The following is a 17,037-nucleotide window of genomic DNA, read 5'->3' as shown; positions in this document are numbered from 1 at the left end:
AGGATTTGGCATGGAAAAAGCAGTTGTTCTTTTATCCGGCGGACTTGATTCCTGCACCTGCATGGCAGTCGCCAAAAGCAAGGGATATGACGTCTATCCTATCAGCTTCAATTATCATCAGCGTCATAGCATCGAACTTGAAGGTGCGAAAAAGATTGCTGCATTCTATGGGGTCAAGCGCCATCTCATCATTGAGACGAATATGGATGCCATCGGCGGTTCTGCGCTCACGGATAAGAAAATCGAAGTGCCGGAGGGGGATACGCACCGCACAGATGTACCAGATACGTATGTGCCGGCACGCAATTTGATCTTTCTTTCCTATGCTGTCGGCTATGCAGAGGTGCTCGGCGCAAGTCATGTCTATATTGGCGTGAATTCCGTCGATTACTCCGGCTATCCTGATTGTCGGCCGGAATTCATCCAGCGCTTTCAGGAACTTTCAGACTATGCGACAACGGCGACTGCTGTGAAAGGAAAGCACATCACGATCGAGACACCGCTTCAGAACCTCTCGAAAGCGGAAATCGTGAAGCTCGGCGTGAAACTCGGTGCGCCCTATAAATTTACACATAGTTGCTACAAGGGCGGCGAGAGAGCCTGCGGCGTCTGCGACAGTTGCAAGCTCCGTCTCGAGGGATTCCGCGAAGCTGGCGTGGAGGATCCCATCGCCTACGAGACGAGGGATATCTAATGCAGGATGTACAGAGCCGCACGGATAAACGAGGCATTGCCATCCAGCATGTCGGCGTGAAGAACGTGCACCTGCCCTTCCTTATCAAGACAAAAGAGGGCGGCTTCCAATCGGTACTCGCGCGCATCCGCTTCACGGTGGAACTTCCCGAAGAATACAAGGGCACGCACATGTCGCGCTTCCTCGAAATCCTCATGCCTTGGAGCCAGAAACCTCTCGCTGAGCCGGAACTCGAGGCGATGCTGTGGGAAGCACTGAAACGGCTTGACGCGCAGGCAGCAGAGGTCGAAATCGCCTTCAAGTACTTCATTGGGAAACGAGCGCCGGTCAGCGGCAGGGAATCCTTGCTCGATTACGATTGCTGCTTTACGGGACGCATGCGCCGCGGCGAGCCGCTCTGCTTCACGCTCGGCGTCGAAGTCCCGTTTACGTCTCTCTGTCCCTGTAGCCGTGAGATTTCTGACTATGGCGCACACAATCAGCGTTCACTCTGCCGCGTGCACGTGCGTTTCCACGCGGGTGAGGAGTGCATCTACATCGAGGATCTCGCCGCGCTCGTCGAGCAGAAGGGCTCAGCGCCCATCTATCCGTTGCTCAAGCGAGCTGACGAGAAATACGTGACAGAGGAAGCCTACGATCATCCGAAATTCGTAGAAGACATACTGAGAGATGTGGTGCTTGCGCTGCGGGATCTGCCGGGCATTGCCCATTTTTCCGTGGCATGCGAGAACTTCGAGTCCATCCACAATCATAATGCTTATGCGAGCCATGAGGAGACTGTCAGTCCATGAACAAGTTTTACCGACGCTTCTTTTTTCTCATATTGCTTGTGTTGTTGATTTCCGGTGTTGTCATCTATACGACCGTGGATATCAATACCTTCCGCAATCTCACGGAGTTCAAGCCATGGTCTGTGGCATTGGCGATGTTCGCTGTGGGCGTCGGTCTCTTTTTTGATGGCAGCAGGCTCATGCATCTCGTGAAAATATCCAATGAACGCATCACGCTCTACGAGGCAGTGCAGGTTATTTTCGGCAACTACTTTCTCGCGCTCCTGACGCCGGGGGCGACAGGGGGGGCTGTGGCACAGCTCATGTTCCTGCGCCATGCAGGCGTGCCGACAGGGAAGGCTGCGGTGCTCGTCATTGTCCGTACACTGCTGTCGATTTTCTTTCTCGCTTGCTGTATGCCGCTCATTTTGCTGCATGACCGGGGCATTGTGCCGGGAATTTCCAATGAGACACTCATGCTTATCACGTTGCTGGCGTTTTTCGGCATCATCTTCATCGTCTGGGGCGCGCGGCGTGGCTTCCTCGACTATTTGGTTATCTGGCTTACGCGGAAGTTCTCTTTCCAGAAGCGCCGCAAGATCATCGCGTTCTACCGCGATACGAAAAGCGCGATTTCCCTGTTGCTCAAGTCGCCGAGAAGCATGTTGCTCGTTTTCGCGGAATCAGGGCTGAATCTTCTCTGCATTTACGCCGTCGTTCCTTGTCTGCTGTTAGGGCTCGGTGTCTGGGACGCGGATTGGTATACCGTGATGGGGCGCATGATCTTTCTCAACATGCTCCTTTACTTCACGCCGACACCGGGTGGTTCCGGCGTCGCGGAGGGCGGCTTTGTTCTCCTGTTCTCGGATACGGTTCCCGCGGGGACGGTCGGCATCATTGCTGTCTGCTGGCGACTCATTGCGGAGTATATTCCGTTCCTCATCGGCCTTTATTATACCTTGACGGTTTTTGGGCGTGATTTCTTGAACAGGCAGCTGACGGACTGAGCTGCAAGGGAAGGGGTGAATGGCATGACGAAGAAATTGCAGGGAGGCTATACGACAGGGGCTTGTGCAGCCGCTGGTGTCATGGCTGCCCTGCTTTTTTTGCGCGGAGGAACGCCTGCACAGGTGAAGCTCAGCGCTTTGGATGGAACGACGCTCGTCATTCCTGTACGGCGCGTGCAGGCAACAGAGGACGGTGCGGAGGCAGAAATCGTAAAATTTTCGGGCGATGATCCTGACATCACGAATGGTGTTTCTGTCTTTACTCGCGTGAGAGAACTGCCGGCAGGGAGCGGGCTTCATTTCCGCGCAGGAGAGGGCATCGGTACCGTGACGAAGCCAGGGCTCTCCGTGCCCGTCGGCGCACCGGCCATCAATCCGGGCCCGCAAAAGCTCATACGACAGGCAGCACAATCAGCACTAGGCATAACGGCAGAGCCGGATCTCGAGGTCACGATTTCCATTCCCGCAGGTCTGAAGCTTGCCCGTCAGACACTCAATCCCGTGCTCGGCGTCGAAGGAGGAATTTCCGTCATCGGCACGACAGGAGTACTTCGCCCCATGTCAGAAGAGGGCTTCAAGAATTCCCTGGTACCACAGATAGATGTCGCTATCGCGGCGGGGGTTTCTTCGCTCGTCTTCGTGCCAGGAAAGATTGGCGAGGATCTCGCCTGTGCCTGCGGCTTGCCTCGGGGAGCACTCGTCCAGACAAGCAACTTCATCGGCTTCATGCTCGACCGCGCGGCGGAGCGTCAGGTCGAGCGCGTGCTGCTCTTCGGACATATCGGCAAGCTCGTTAAAGTTGCAGCGGGGAATTTTTATACGCACAACCGTATCTCCGATGCGCGGCTCGAGACGATGGCCGCTTATGCAGCGGCAGCTGGTCTGACCGCTGATGGAGTACGGCAGGTTCTCGCGGCAAATACGACTGAGGATGCTCTCGCCGTCATCGACGCAGCGGGATTGCAGCGTGTGTACAGCCGTCTGGCGGCACAGGCAAGCTGTCGCAGCGAGCGTCATGTATTCGGCAAGCTGCACGTCGGCACGGTGCTCCTGACACTTGCAGGACGCGTGCTGGGGATGGATGAGACGGCAAGAGAGATTGGAGGCGGATACCATTGGAACATCGCATCATTGTCGCGGGCATAGGGCCGGGCAATCCTGCCTATATGATTCCGGAGGCGCGCCATGCCATCGACCAGGCACGCTGCCTGGTCGGCGGTCGGCGCGCCCTTGCGCAGTATGCTCGCAAGGACGGGGCATCGCAGCGTTGCTGTGCAATTACGCGCGATATAGAAGGCGTGCTTACTTTTATTGAGAACAGTCTAGCGGACAGCGATGTCGTCGTCATGGTCTCGGGAGATCCTGGCTATTACTCCCTGCTTGACGCATTGCTTCGCAGATTCTCCGTATCAAGCCTGCAGGTGATTCCAGGCATCAGTTCCTTTCAGCTCGCTTTTGCGCGCCTGGCGCTGCCCTGGCATGGGGCCAGCCTCCTGAGTTTTCATGGGCGCGTGCCTGATGACCAGGCGCTTACTTATGGCAAGGGGCGGCTACTTGGTTTGCTGACAGATCACGTTCATACGTCGCAGACCATCGCGGCGGATCTGCTCACACGCGGTTGGCCGCCAGATACGTTTTTCGCGATCTGTTCCCGTCTTTCTTATGATGACGAAAGTGTGCGCGTGCTCACGTTACAGGAGGCGGTAACGTGCGCGCCTGTAAGCAGCTGCGTCATCGTTGTTCGAGGCTGAGGAGGGACCGATGGCTCTCACGGAAAGAAGAAAGGAGTGGCAACATGCCTGATATCGGGATTCCAGATGAAGATTTTTTGCGCGGCGATGTGCCGATGACAAAGCAGGAGGTGCGCATCCTCACCATCGCGAAGGCGCGCCTCCATCCAAAGGATATCATTTATGACATCGGCGCGGGGACGGGCTCTCTCTCCATCGAGGCAGCGCGCCAGGCTCTCAAGGGGCATGTTTACGCGCTGGAACGCAAAGCGGAGGCCGTGGCGCTCATCCGCGCCAATGCGGAAAAATTCCAGACTGCAAATCTCACGGTACTGGAAAAGGAAGCACCTGACGGGATTGCAGAGCTCCCTCCCTGCGATTGTGTGCTCATCGGCGGCAGCGGCAGCCAGCTCGCGGCCATTCTCAAATCTGTAGATAGGAAACTCCGCAGCGGCGGGCGCATCGTGCTCAACTGCATCACAGTGCAGACGCTTCTTGGCGCCATCGACTATTTCCGCGCGCAGCGGACAGCGTACACTTACGATGCCATCCAGGTGCAGGTCAACCGCCTGCGTCAGGTCGGGCCATATGATATGGCACAGGCACAGAATCCCATCTTTATCGTTCGTGCTGAGAAGCGATGAAGACAACGCATGGAGAAAAGTTTATTGGCCAGAGAGGATGGATGCCGCTGACAACGGGCAGACATCCTCTTTCGCTGTGCAGGAAGCGTAGATATAGGTGCGATTATGCCTTCTCGTATCGGCATTTTTGTTTCGCCAGTCGGCGGAATGGAAAACGCTGCGCTTTTTATAGACTTCTTCCTGCTAGATTAGTATAATAGGGATAGCCAAAAGGAATGATAAGGAGGTCATTGCACTATGGTTCATATCGTTGGTGCCGGTCCCGGTGCGACAGATCTGATTACGGTGCGCGGCGCACGTCTGTTAGGGGAGGCGGATGTCGTCATCTATGCGGGATCGCTCGTGAGCGCGGGGATGCTGAAGCTCTGCAGGAAGGACGCGGAGGTCCATGATTCGGCGAGTATGACGCTTGATGAGGTGCTCGCTGTCATCGAGGCAGCGGAGCACGCGGGGAAGACGACGGTCCGTCTGCATACGGGAGATCCGTCTGTCTACGGCGCGATCCAGGAACAGATGGACGCGCTTGCGAAGCGCGGTGTCGCGTTCGATGTGACGCCGGGCGTGAGCTCGTGTTTCGCGGCAGCGGCGGCGCTCCGGCAGGAGTACACGCTGCCAGGCATCAGCCAGACGCTTATTATCACGCGCGGTGCGGGGCGTACGCCTGTGCCGGAGGCGGAGAGCCTGCGACGACTTGCGGCGCATCAGGCGACGATGTGCATCTACCTCTCGGTGTCTATGCTTGATAAGGTCGCGGCGGAGCTCATCGCTGGCGGCTATGCGCCGGAGACGCCGATCGCTGTCGTCCAGCGCGCCTCATGGCCTGATGAGAAAACGGTGCGTGGTACGCTCACGACCATCGCACAACAGGTGAAGGATGCGGGCATCGACCGTCAGGCGATGATCGTCGTGAGTCGCTGCCTTGACGCAGACTATGAGCTTTCCCGTCTATACGCACCGGAGTTCTCGCACATGTTCCGCAAGGCGCAGCAGCAATGAGGGCAGCAGTCTTCGCACTGACAGCACAGGGAGCGCTGACGGCGCGGCGCGTGCAAGCGGTTCTGCCGGAGGCAGATGTCTTTGTGAGCAGTCGTTGCCGCGTATCTTATCCTGAGGCGCGGGGCTTTTTGCGGCTTGCAGAGGCCGTGCGGGAGAATTTCTCTCGCTATGATGCGTTGATCTTTCTCATGGCGACGGGAATCGTCGTGCGCACGGTGGCCCCGCTCCTGCGGGGGAAGCTCGTCGATCCTGCGGTGCTCGTGCTCGATGAGCGCGCGCGCCATGTCATCAGCTTGCTTTCCGGTCATGTCGGCGGTGCGAATATGCTCACGCGGCATCTGGCCTTGGCGCTCGGCAGCGATGCTGTCATCACGACGGCGACGGATGTCGAGGGCATGCTCGCGCCGGATGCCGTGGCAGGGTGCCTGGGACTCTCGCCGACGCCGCATGATGCCATTGTCGCGGTCAATCGCGCGTTGCTTGCCGGACGGGAGATCATTTATTGTGTGGAGTCGCATCTTCGTCTCGCGCCATTTTATCGTTCCGCTCTGAGGCGGCTCGGTCTTTTCGTCCAGATGTGTGCTGGGGATATCGCGCAGGTCGCAGCGCGTGCGGAGGCCGGCGGGCAGGTACCGGTTCTGGTCACCTCTGTGCCGGTGCAGGATGGACGACATCTTTGCCTGTGTCCGCGCCGCCTGATTGCAGGTATCGGCTGCCGCAGAGGCACGAAGGCGGGAGAAATCGAGCAGGCGCTGTGCGCTGCGCTCGCGCGCATCGAACTGCCGCCGGAGGCACCGGAACTCATCGCGACGACGACGGTGAAGAAAGATGAGGCTGGGTTGCGGGAGGTCGCGGAGAAGCGTCGGATTCCCCTGCGATTTTACGAGCGGGGTTTCTTGCAGTCGATGGTGGATCGCTACCAGCTCAGGGAGTCGCCCTTTGTGAGGAAGACCATCGGCGTCGGCAATGTCGCGGAGGCGGCCGCCCTGGCGGCGGCGGGAGCGTCCGGCGGCAGCATGGCGCTCGGAAAAACGAAATTTGAGAAAGTGACGGTGGCATTGGTATGGCAAAAATCACAGTAATCGGCATCGGGCCGGGCAGTCTTCTCGATATGACACCGCGCGCGCGCGCGGCTATCGAGCACGCGCAGGTTGTCGCGGGGTATCATACATATATCAAGCTGATCCAGCCGCTGCTCGGCGGCAAGGATGTCATCGGCACGGGCATGATGCAGGAGATCGACCGCTGCCGCATGGCTGTCGGCTCGGCGACGGACGGGCGGGAGACCGTGGTCATCTCAAGCGGTGATGCCGGTGTCTACGGTATGGCCGGTCTCGTGCTCGAGCTGATCCTGCAGCTTCCGAGGGAACGGCGTCCAGAATATGGCGGCACGATTGCGGGCGTATCGGCGGTCAATGCGGCGGCGTCGTTGCTCGGCGCGCCGCTCATGCACGATTTCGCCGTCATCAGCCTGTCGGATCTCCTGACACCGTGGGAGCTGATCGAGAAGCGCGTGCGGATGGCGGGAGAGGGCGATTTCGTCATCGCGCTCTACAACCCGAAAAGCCGCAAGCGTGTGAAGAATATCGAGATCGTGCGCGACATCCTGCTCCGCTATCGCGATCCCGCGACGCCGGTTGGTATCGTGACGGCGGCAACGCGGCAGGAAGAGGCGAAGCAGCTTTCCACCCTGCGCGATTTCGTCGACGAGGAAATCAATATGTTCTCGCTCGTCATCATCGGCAACTCGCAGACGTATGTGCGCGAAGGCTGGATGATCACGCCGCGCGGTTACGGCGCCAAGGAGGCCGGACTATGATTTTCCTTGCGGCGGGTACGGCGGACGGCCGCGCACTCGCGCAGGAGCTCCTGGCGGCGGGGTATCAGGTGGCGGCCTCTGTTACGAGCCGCTACGGAGCGGAACTCCTCGCCGCATGCGACGGAAAGCTTGTCATCAATGAAGAGCCGCTCGACGAGGCGGCGCTCATCCGCTATGCCGCGTCACATGACGTGCAGGTCATCGTGGATGCCAGCCATCCCTATGCGGTCAATGTATCGAAAAACGCAATGATGGCAGCGAAGAAATTGGGCATCCCTTATCTGCGTTATGAGCGCAGTCTCACGGAGCTATCTGGCGAGATCCATATCGTCCATAGCTACGAGGAGGCTGCCTCGCAGTCATCTGCGCTCGGCAGACGCATCTTTCTCACGACGGGCAGTCATAATCTGAAGGCGTTCACGACAGCACCGGCCCTTGCGGATGCGGTGCTCATCGCGCGCGTCCTGCCGACAGCGGAGGTGCTCGCTCTATGTGAGGCGCTCGGTCTCACGCCGGCGCAGATCGTCGCATTGCAAGGGCCGTTCAGCACGGCGCTCAACCGGGAGCTTTTCCGGCGCTATCAGGCGGAGGTCATCGTGACGAAGAACAGCGGTCAGGTCGGCGGCACGGACACGAAGCTCGCCGCGGCGAAGGAACTCGGTCTGCCCGTCGTGCTCATCGACCGCCCGCAGCTCGCCTATCCGCATCTGGCACATACGTATGGAGAGGTCTTGTCTTTCCTCAAGCAACAGGAGGCAATCTGATGGAATATATCAAGAAGCCTATGGCAATCGAGCAGCGCAGTATGGAGATCATTGCGCCGCACCTAGCGCCCTATCATCTCGGGCCTGTCGAGACGAAAATCTATTCGCGCATCATCCATGCTGCGGGCGATGTGGAGTACGCGCCGCTCATCCATATCCACCCGCAGGCCATTGCCGCCGCTCAGGGGGCACTGCGCGGCGGCGCGTCAATTTTCACAGATGTGGAAATGGTCCGCACGGGCATCAACAAGCGGAAACTCGCATCTTTCGGTGGAGAAGTGCATTGCCTGATTGCAGATGCGGATATTGCAGCCGCTGCCAAGCAGCAGGGCATCACGCGCTCGATGGCGGCGATGCGTCAGTTCGGTCGGGCGCTCGATGGCAACATCGTCGCCATTGGCAACGCGCCGACAGCGCTTTTCGAGGTGCTGCGCCTCGTGGCGGAGGAGGATGTGCGGCCAGCCTGCATCGTCGGCATCCCTGTCGGCTTTGTCGGCGCAGCAGATTCCAAGGAGGCATTGCGTAAAAATACGCTGGTGCCCTACATCACGGTGGAAGGCACGAAGGGCGGCAGCCCCATCGCGGCGGCGGCAATCAATGCGCTCATGTACGATATCGATGACACGCGCTTTTGACGGCGGCGGAGGAGTGAGGAAATGAAGCGGAAGATTCCGCGTCTCGTCATCGCGGCGACGCAGAGCGGCGCGGGCAAGACGACGCTGGTCACAGGTCTTTTGGCAGCGCTGCGGGCGCAGGGGCTCAAGGTGCAGTCTTACAAGGTGGGACCGGACTACATCGATACGGGATTCCATGCGCTCGCGAGCGGCAGGCCGGCGCATAATCTCGATACATGGCTCGTTCCAAGAACCCGCCTGCGCGCGCTCTTTGCAGCAACAGCAGAAGATGCGGATATCGCTGTCATTGAAGGCGTCATGGGACTCTACGACGGCGGGCGGCAGGGCGTGAGTTCTACGGCAGAGATTGCCAAGGAACTCGATGCACCGGTGCTCCTCGTCATCGACGCGAAGTCTATGGGAGCTTCGGCAGCGGCGACTGCGCTCGGTTTCCGTGTGTATGATGCGGAGGTGACGCTCGCGGGCGTACTGCTCAACCGCCTTGGTTCTGCAACGCATGAGGCGATGATCCGCACGGCGATGTCGGGCGTCCATCTGCCTGTCTACGGCGCGGTGCATCGCGATGCGGGCCTGGTGCTGCCAGAACGTCATCTCGGCCTCACGCCGACGACGGAGCTCGAGGCTGCGGCCAAGGTGCGACGGATGGGAGAGGTGGTCGCGTCTTCTCTGGATCTGCCTGCCATCCAGCATTTGGCAGAGGCCGCGGCCCCCCTTGACATCAGCGGGACGGAGAAGGTGCTTTCCGCTGCGACTCGCGCTCTGCAGCCGGGGCGTGGGTTGCGCATCGGCATAGCGCGTGATGAGGCGTTCAGCTTTTACTATCCGACGAGTCTGCGTGTGCTCGAAGAGATGGGGGCGACGCTCGTTCCCTTCCGTCCGCTGCATGACGAGGCGCTGCCAGCGGTAGACGGTGTGCTGATCGGCGGCGGGTTCCCCGAGATGTTTGCCGCGCAGCTCGCGGCGAACACTGTCATGCGGCAAAGCATCCGGCAGGCAGCGGCTGCTGGCATGCCCATCTACGCCGAATGTGGCGGCTATATGTATCTCATGGATGAGCTTGTCGACTTTGCCGGCACGGCGCATGCGATGTGCGGCGTCTTTCCAGGCCGCGCAGCAATGCAGCAGCGGCTGCAGATGGTCGGCTATGTGGAGGCCTGCCTGCGCCAGGAGAGCGTCCTCGGCCCTGCGGGCACGGTTCTGCATGGCCATGAGTTCCATTTCTCAAAAGAGAGCGGCCAGGCGGCGATAGCGCGTCCCTTTATGTTTACGAAGCTGCGCAACGGCGAACAGTATGAGGCGGGGCAGCAGCGATATAGGGCGCTCGGCAGCTACTTGCACATCCATTTCGCCGGCTGCCCGGAGGCGGCGCGGCATTTTCTTATGCAGTGCCATGCGTATGCGGAGGAGGCAGGCAGATGAAGCAGGAGCGGGGAGAAATCATACTTGTGACCGGCGGTGCGCGCAGCGGCAAGTCGGCATTCGCTGAGCGCTATGTGGCCACGCATGGGAGGCGAATCGCCTACATCGCGACGGCGCAGGTGCTCGATGACGAAATGCGCTATCGCGTGGAGTTGCACAAGAGACGGCGCCCTGAGACATGGCGGACCTACGAGGCGCCTTTTGCCGCGGAACAGGCCATCGCGAAGGCTGCGTCGGACCGTGATACGATTCTTTTCGACTGTGTGACGATCTACCTGAGCAATCTGCTCTGTTCGTTTTCTGAGGAACAGATCGCAGATGAGGCCTTGGTTCACGCGCAGGCGGATGCGGCGATCGACCGCCTCATCGCCGCTGTCCGCACAGGCGGCGTCCGCTGCGTCTTCGTGACGAACGAGGTTGGCGCCGGTATCGTGCCGGAGCACAGGCTCTCACGTCTCTACCGCGACGCGGCAGGGCGGGCAAACCAGAGACTTGCCCAGGAGGCAGAGGCCGTATATCTCACGGTAGCGGGAATTCCCGTGAATCTTCGAAAATTGGCGGAGGAACAGCAATGACGGAAACCATCATGCTCATGGGCACAAGCTCCCATGTCGGCAAAAGTATTCTCGCGACAGCGCTCTGCCGCATCTTTTATCAGGCGGGCCGTCGCGTCGTGCCGTTCAAAGCGCAGAACATGGCGCTCAACTCCTATGTGACGAAGGACGGCGGCGAGATGGGACGCGCCCAAGTCGCACAGGCGGAGGCGGCAGGACTCGCGCCTATGGTGGATATGAATCCCGTCCTCTTGAAACCGACGGGGAATTCCTGCTCGCAGGTCATTGTCGATGGGAAGCCCATCGGAAACATGAGCGCGAGAGAGTATCACAAAGGGAAGTCCGTGCAGCTTTTCGGCCATGTGACAGCAGCACTCACCCGGCTCCAGCAACAGTTCGATACCATCGTCATCGAGGGGGCGGGCAGCCCGGCGGAGATCAACCTCAAGGAGGATGACATCGTCAACATGCGCGTCGCCAAATACCTGCAGGCGCCCGTGCTCCTCATTGCCGATATCGACCGCGGGGGCTCGCTCGCCGCGCTTGTCGGGACGCTCGAGCTGCTCGATGAAGAGGAGCGTGCGCTCGTCAAAGGACTCGTCATCAATAAGTTTCGCGGCGATGTCACGCTCATGACGCCCGCCGTCGATTTTCTTGAGCAAAAGACGGGCAAGCCGGTGCTCGGCATCGTGCCTTATCTCGAGCATCTCGGCATTGACGATGAGGACTCGGTCTCCCTGGAGGAGAAAGAGCATGAGGCAGAGCGGCAGAAGCAGACGAAGGAACTTCGTCTCGCGGTTGTCGAAACGCCGAAGATATCGAATTTTACGGATTTCGACGCACTCGCGGATGAGCCGGATGCCGAGGTGCTTTACGTGCGCGACGCGGAGGAACTGCTCGCGGCCGCGCCGGATGTCATACTGCTGCCAGGCTCGAAGAATACGACGGAGGATCTCCTCCACGTGCGCGAGAGCGGTCTCGCGCAGGCTATCCGCCAGCTCGTAGACGGCGGCACGCCGCTCGTCGGCATCTGCGGCGGCTATCAGATGCTTGGCGAGGAGATTGCCGACCCGCATCATACGGAGTCGTCGCACGATGTGGTCAAGGGACTCGGGTATCTGCCGATGAAGACGGTTTTCGCGGAAGAAAAGCGCACGGTACAGGTGGCAGCGGACTGCCCCGGCATGGAGTTCTATGATGGCGTGCTGATGGGGAAAGGCCTCAGCGGCTATGAAATCCATATGGGGCGCACGGAGTTTACCGCTCCGGTGCGTCATCCGTTCCATCTGACGCGCCAGGGAGAGAATGCTGTGAATATCTGGGATGGAGCGCTCAGCGAGGATGGGCGGGTCTTTGGCACTTATCTGCACGGCGTTTTTGATCACGACAGCTTCCGCCGCCAGTTTCTCAATGTGCTGCGGCTGCACAAGGGATTGCGGCCGCTGCCCGTCCAGCGCAACCGTCATTTGGAAAAGGAGCGCGCCTATGATCGTCTGGCGGAGACCGTGCGCAAGAGCCTCGATATGGAGAAGCTGGCCGCCATCATGGAGGGAAGGGCATGAAGATTGCCATCCTCGCTTTCCTTATCGACGCCATCGTCGGCGATCCGCAGTCGCGGTTCCATCCGGTCGTCCTCATCGGGAAACTCATCAGCGGTTTCGAGCGCCTGCTGTACCGCAAAGAGGATTCGGACGCGCGGAAATTCGCCTGCGGGGCGCTGCTCGTGCTGCTCGTGCTGTTGCTTTCCTATGAGGCGGCGGCGTGCATTCTGTATCTTTCCTATCAGCTGCCGTTTGCCTGGGGCAGCAGCCTGGTCTCTGCGTTCTTGTTGTCGTTTACAATCTCTCCGAAAAGCCTCGCGAAAGCGGGCAGGGAGATCTATGTGCTACTGGCGCGTGACGATCTCGCTGGCGCGCGCAAGCGCGTCGGCTGGATTGTCGGGCGTGAGACGGAGCAGCTCGATGCGGGGGAGATTTCTCGCGCGACCGTCGAGACCATCGCTGAGAATACGACAGACGGCATCATCGCGCCGCTGTTCTTTTTCGCCATCGGCGGCATGCCGCTTGCGGTTTTGTACCGCGCCGCGAATACGATGGATTCGATGCTCGGCTACAAGAACGAGAAATATCTTTATTTTGGCAGGGCGGCTGCCCGTCTCGACGATGTGCTGAGCTATATCCCCGCGCGCATCACGGGACTCCTTTTCGTCGTGAGCGCCGGATTCCTCGGCTTTGATGTGCGTCACGCGCTCGCCGTCATGCGAAGGGACGCGGCGAAGCACCCGAGTCCGAACGGCGGCTATGCGGAGGCGTCGATGGCCGGGGCGCTGCACATCCGCCTCGGCGGCTTCAATACGTATTTCGGCAAAAAGACGTTTCGCGCTTATATGGGGGATGCCATCGAACAACTGGCGCCACATCACATCATGGAGAGCATCCGCATGATGTATACGGCGACAGTGCTGTTCCTCATCACTGCGTACCTCGTGTTCGAGATTATGAAATATTGAACTTGATGCTGTGGCTTTTGCGTATCGCTCAGGAACCTATGGGAGGGAGACGTTTGCGTTCATTTTTCACCGCGTTGCAATTCCTCACGCGCATCCATCTGGTGGAGCAGCGTGATCTGACGGCGGCTGACTTCGGCAGGTCGACGCGCTGTTTCCCGCTCGTCGGCGCTGTACTCGGCGCGCTCTATCTGCTGGCGGCATGGCTCCTTGGTGCCTGGCACGGCGGGATATCCCATACGGGAGCCGCTGTGCTCGTCCTGTTGCCGATCCTTTTGACGGGCGGTCTGCACTGCGATGGCTTTATGGATACGGTGGACGGGCTTTTTTCCGGTCGCAGCCGTACGCGTATGCTCGAGATCATGAAGGACAGCCGCACGGGATCCTTCGGCGTCGTTGCCTTCGGTGTCTGTCTGCTCCTCGATTGGTCACTCATGTTGGATCTGCTGGCGGCGTCGGCGGTGCTCCTGCCGGCCCTTTTTCTCATGCCTGTTGTCGGTCGCATGGCGATGGTGCACGCCATTGCTTGTTTCCCGTATGCGCGGCCCGAGGGTATGGGAAAGGCATTTGCCGCAGCGGCGGACGGGCGGACGCGGGGCATCGCGGCGGTTACGGCGGCGTTCTGCATCCTGCCGTGGGGGCCGCTGCCACTCCTGCTCAGCTTGGCGGCGCTTTTCGTGGCGACGCTCTTTGACCGCTACGCGGCATCAAAGCTCGGTGGTTTGACGGGAGATGTCTACGGCGCGACGGAAAAGCTCACGGAGACGCTGCTGTTGCTGCTCTTCTGGGGCGCGGCTGTGTTCTGGGGGAGCGCACCATTCCTGAAAGGATGGCTGCTTCTATGGAACTGACCGCACGCGTTCCCGGCTCCTGCGGCGAGCTCGTTCAGGGCTGGCTGCGCGGCGAGCCGTTCCTCGTGACGTGTCCGATCGACCGCTATACCAGCGTGCGCGTATCAGGAGAGTTGCAGGGGCTACGGGGGCTCGGTGAAAAGGCGCGGCGCGCGTTGGAACTCACGCTGAATACCTTGGGGCAGGGGACCTTCCCTTGGGGGATGGAACTGACAAGCGAGCTGCCGAGGGGGAAGGGCATGGGATCATCGAGTGCTGATATCGCCGCGGTCGTTGCTGCTGCGAGCGCGGCACTTGGCAGATCGTTCTCTCCAGAGGAGATTCTGCACATCGCTGTGCAGATCGAGCCGACGGATGCGACGTTTTTTCCGGGCGTGGTAGCGCTCAACCAGGTCACGGGGCGGGTTTTCCGAAGGTATGGCGATCTGCCGTCCCTGCCGTTGGCGCTTTTTGATACGGGAGGCTGTGTCGATACGGTCTCCTTCCATGCGGAGGAGATGCGCCGCTCAGGTGAAAGGGCGCGACATGATTGGGGACGTCTGCTCGGGCACCTGACGGAAAACGTGCAGGCGCTGGCGGCGGCGACGACGCTGAGTTCCTGCTGGAATGAGGAGATTCTGCCCAAGCGGCATTTCGCGGCCATCCGGTCGGTTGTACGCAGAAGCTGTGCACTCGGCATGGTAGCCGCACATAGCGGCACAGTCATCGGCGTGATTTTGCCGCAGCAGGATGAAGCGGCAGCGGCAGAGAGGCTGCGCGTGATGCTGCCGGATCTCGCGTACCTCGGCCGGAGTCGGCTCATCTCCGGCGGCATTTCTCTGACAGGAAGTATCGGATGAAATTGCGTGAAGTTGATAGTATGTCCAGGAAGGAAAGAGGCGATGCGCGTGGAACGCTTTGTCCACGGTGGGAATGTTTATGAACCATGCGGCGAGGGGAGGTCGTGGCTTGATTTTTCTGCCAATATCAATCCGCTCGGACTGGCGGAGCACGTTCGCACGGCTATCCTTTCCCAGGTGGAGGCTGTCGTTCATTACCCTGATCCGCAGGCGCGGAAACTGCGTGCGGCGCTCTCTGCTCATTACGAGGTGTCGCAGGATGCTCTCGTTCTCGGCAACGGCGCGGCAGAGCTTTTTTATCTGTACTTCCATGCGCTGCAGCCGAGACGCGTTCTCCTGCCGGTGCCGTCTTTCAGTGAGTATGAGCGGGCGGCGCTGGCGGCCGGGAGCGGGATCGAGTATTTGCCGCTGCCTGTGGGACGCGGTTTTTCTCTCTCTGCGGCCGAGCTCTTTGATGGGGCGCAGCGCACGGGGGCGGATGTGCTCATACTCGGCAATCCCAACAATCCGACAGGTACCAAGTTCCTGCGGGAGGATCTCGTGTGGCTCTCAGAGCATCTGACATCCATCGGCTGCGGCCTCGTGGTCGATGAGTCATTCCTTGATTTTCGCCGCGATGAGGAACGTTATACCCTGAGGCATGAGGCAGCACGTCTGCCGCATCTGCTCCTCATCCGCTCCCTCACGAAATTTTTCGCACTGCCGGGACTGCGGCTCGGCTTTGCCGTCGCGCAGCCGTCGCTCGTCCGCAGGTTGGAGCGTCACAAGGATGTATGGAACGTCAACGTGCTTGCGCAGGCCGCTGGCTGTGCTGCCCTTTGCGAGACGGCCTATCAGGAGAAAACGCGTGCGCTGGTAGCGGAGGAGAGCGCCTTTCTCACACGTGAGATTGCTGCACTGCCAGATGTGCGTGTTTACCCATCCGGCGTGAATTTCCTGCTTGTGTCGTTCGCCGATGCAGAGGACGCGGCGGCAAGCGTGGAGGGGCTGCGCAGGCGTGGCATCCTCGTGCGCGATTGCAGCAATTATCCGGGCATGGGCAGGGGATTCCTGCGCGTTGCGGTGCGGAAGCGGGAAGAAAATGAACGGCTGCTTGCGGCGTGGCGAGCAGTCTTGCAGGAAAGGACTCAGATATCATGACAAAAATCATCTATGTGCGGCACGGACAGACGGAGTGGAACACAGCGGGACGCTATCAAGGGCAGTCGGACGTGGAACTCACGGCTGCTGGCAGGGAGCAGGCAGCAAAGCTGGCTGCGCATTTCCCCGTAGAAAAGGTGCATGCTGTCTACTCTAGCAATCTCAAGCGCGCGCTGGAAACGGCTGCCTGCATTGCGGAGGTGAAGGGACTCGAGGTCCAGCCGCGCGCGGCGCTCCGGGAGCTTTCCTTTGGCGATTGGGAAGGGCTGACCTATGAGCAGATCACCGAGAGATGGCCGGAGGCGCTGCATGATTTCTTCGCTCGCCCCGATCTGCTGGATATTCCGCACGGCGAGAGCTTTCAGATCCTGCAGAAACGTGCGCTTGCCTGCATCGACGAACTCGTCGCTCAGCATGACGGTGAGACGATCGTTGTTGTCGCCCATGGCGCTATTCTCAGATCCATCCTCACGGCGGCGCTCCACATGGATCTTCGCTATGTATGGACCATTCGCCAGTTCAACACGGCGGTGAATATCGTTTGCTATGAAAAAGAAGGCACCACCGTCGAGCTCATCAACAGCACGGCGCATCTGTCTCTTTGAGGTGACGGACGCCAGAGCCAGAGGGAGCAGCGTGCGGGCGTGTCTGGATGGACGGTGTGTGGGA

General features: G+C 59.8%; 19 protein-coding genes. All 19 read left to right on the top strand.

The features are described 5' to 3' along the window. The first annotated feature begins 10 nt into the window (after positions 1-10). Positions 11-694, top strand: coding sequence for a 7-cyano-7-deazaguanine synthase QueC (gene queC, locus F599_RS0103070; protein WP_019542065.1), 684 nt, complete (start codon positions 11-13; stop codon positions 692-694). Continuing rightward, positions 694-1,485, top strand: a complete 792-nt coding sequence (gene folE2, locus F599_RS0103065) for a GTP cyclohydrolase FolE2 (RefSeq protein ID WP_019542064.1) — start codon at positions 694-696, stop codon at positions 1,483-1,485. The genes queC and folE2 overlap by 1 nt, the downstream gene beginning before the upstream one ends. Next, complete coding sequence (locus tag F599_RS0103060) at positions 1,482-2,471, top strand: lysylphosphatidylglycerol synthase transmembrane domain-containing protein (RefSeq protein WP_019542063.1); 990 nt, start codon at positions 1,482-1,484, stop codon at positions 2,469-2,471. Before folE2 ends, F599_RS0103060 begins: the two co-directional genes overlap by 4 nt. Before the next feature lie 24 nt (positions 2,472-2,495). Next, positions 2,496-3,617, top strand: coding sequence for a cobalt-precorrin-5B (C(1))-methyltransferase CbiD (gene cbiD / locus F599_RS0103055; protein WP_019542062.1), 1,122 nt, complete (start codon positions 2,496-2,498; stop codon positions 3,615-3,617). Next, positions 3,587-4,222, top strand: a complete 636-nt coding sequence (gene cbiE, locus F599_RS0103050) for a precorrin-6y C5,15-methyltransferase (decarboxylating) subunit CbiE (RefSeq protein ID WP_019542061.1) — start codon at positions 3,587-3,589, stop codon at positions 4,220-4,222. The genes cbiD and cbiE overlap by 31 nt, the downstream gene beginning before the upstream one ends. 44 nt (positions 4,223-4,266) lie before the next feature. Next, the gene (cbiT, locus tag F599_RS0103045; RefSeq protein ID WP_019542060.1) at positions 4,267-4,845 is read left to right on the top strand and encodes a precorrin-6Y C5,15-methyltransferase (decarboxylating) subunit CbiT; all 579 of its coding nucleotides are present in this window, start codon (positions 4,267-4,269) and stop codon (positions 4,843-4,845) included. 237 nt (positions 4,846-5,082) lie between these two features. Continuing rightward, the gene (gene cobM / locus F599_RS0103040) at positions 5,083-5,841 is read left to right on the top strand and encodes a precorrin-4 C(11)-methyltransferase (RefSeq protein ID WP_019542059.1); all 759 of its coding nucleotides are present in this window, start codon (positions 5,083-5,085) and stop codon (positions 5,839-5,841) included. Further along, positions 5,838-6,923 (top strand): cobalt-precorrin 5A hydrolase, encoded by a 1,086-nt coding sequence (locus tag F599_RS0103035; protein ID WP_019542058.1) that lies wholly within the window; start codon positions 5,838-5,840, stop codon positions 6,921-6,923. The genes cobM and F599_RS0103035 overlap by 4 nt, the downstream gene beginning before the upstream one ends. Next, a complete protein-coding gene (cobJ, locus tag F599_RS0103030) occupies positions 6,905-7,660 on the top strand; it encodes a precorrin-3B C(17)-methyltransferase (RefSeq protein ID WP_019542057.1) in 756 nt (251 codons plus the stop codon). The genes F599_RS0103035 and cobJ overlap by 19 nt, the downstream gene beginning before the upstream one ends. Continuing rightward, entirely contained in the window at positions 7,657-8,424 is a 768-nt protein-coding gene (cobK, locus tag F599_RS0103025; protein ID WP_019542056.1) for a precorrin-6A reductase, read from the top strand. Before cobJ ends, cobK begins: the two co-directional genes overlap by 4 nt. Beyond that, the gene (locus F599_RS0103020) at positions 8,424-9,059 is read left to right on the top strand and encodes a precorrin-8X methylmutase (RefSeq protein ID WP_019542055.1); all 636 of its coding nucleotides are present in this window, start codon (positions 8,424-8,426) and stop codon (positions 9,057-9,059) included. Before cobK ends, F599_RS0103020 begins: the two co-directional genes overlap by 1 nt. 21 nt (positions 9,060-9,080) lie before the next feature. Then, positions 9,081-10,478, top strand: a complete 1,398-nt coding sequence (locus tag F599_RS0103015; RefSeq protein WP_019542054.1) for a cobyrinic acid a,c-diamide synthase CobB — start codon at positions 9,081-9,083, stop codon at positions 10,476-10,478. Beyond that, positions 10,475-11,053 (top strand): bifunctional adenosylcobinamide kinase/adenosylcobinamide-phosphate guanylyltransferase, encoded by a 579-nt coding sequence (gene cobU / locus F599_RS0103010; RefSeq protein ID WP_019542053.1) that lies wholly within the window; start codon positions 10,475-10,477, stop codon positions 11,051-11,053. The genes F599_RS0103015 and cobU overlap by 4 nt, the downstream gene beginning before the upstream one ends. Beyond that, a complete protein-coding gene (locus F599_RS0103005) occupies positions 11,050-12,594 on the top strand; it encodes a cobyric acid synthase (protein ID WP_019542052.1) in 1,545 nt (514 codons plus the stop codon). Before cobU ends, F599_RS0103005 begins: the two co-directional genes overlap by 4 nt. Beyond that, positions 12,591-13,541, top strand: coding sequence for an adenosylcobinamide-phosphate synthase CbiB (gene cbiB / locus F599_RS0103000; RefSeq protein WP_019542051.1), 951 nt, complete (start codon positions 12,591-12,593; stop codon positions 13,539-13,541). The genes F599_RS0103005 and cbiB overlap by 4 nt, the downstream gene beginning before the upstream one ends. Before the next feature lie 53 nt (positions 13,542-13,594). Continuing rightward, positions 13,595-14,389, top strand: a complete 795-nt coding sequence (gene cobS, locus F599_RS0102995; protein ID WP_019542050.1) for an adenosylcobinamide-GDP ribazoletransferase — start codon at positions 13,595-13,597, stop codon at positions 14,387-14,389. Beyond that, positions 14,380-15,228 carry a GHMP family kinase ATP-binding protein gene (locus F599_RS0102990; protein ID WP_019542049.1) on the top strand — a complete coding sequence of 283 codons (849 nt, stop codon included), beginning with the start codon at positions 14,380-14,382 and terminating at the stop codon, positions 15,226-15,228. The genes cobS and F599_RS0102990 overlap by 10 nt, the downstream gene beginning before the upstream one ends. A 42-nt stretch (positions 15,229-15,270) precedes the next feature. After that, complete coding sequence (gene cobD / locus F599_RS0102985) at positions 15,271-16,368, top strand: threonine-phosphate decarboxylase CobD (RefSeq protein WP_019542048.1); 1,098 nt, start codon at positions 15,271-15,273, stop codon at positions 16,366-16,368. Next, on the top strand, positions 16,365-16,973 hold the full coding sequence (locus tag F599_RS0102980; protein WP_019542047.1) for a histidine phosphatase family protein: 609 nt from the start codon (positions 16,365-16,367) through the stop codon (positions 16,971-16,973). The genes cobD and F599_RS0102980 overlap by 4 nt, the downstream gene beginning before the upstream one ends. Positions 16,974-17,037: the final 64 nt, after the last annotated feature.

Origin of the sequence: Selenomonas bovis DSM 23594 (genome assembly GCF_000381005.1) — a bacterium.
In the GTDB taxonomy this organism is placed as follows: domain Bacteria; phylum Bacillota; class Negativicutes; order Selenomonadales; family Selenomonadaceae; genus Selenomonas_C; species Selenomonas_C bovis.
Note: the sequence above shows the minus strand (reverse complement) of the source record. Positions and strands in the feature narration are given on the sequence as shown.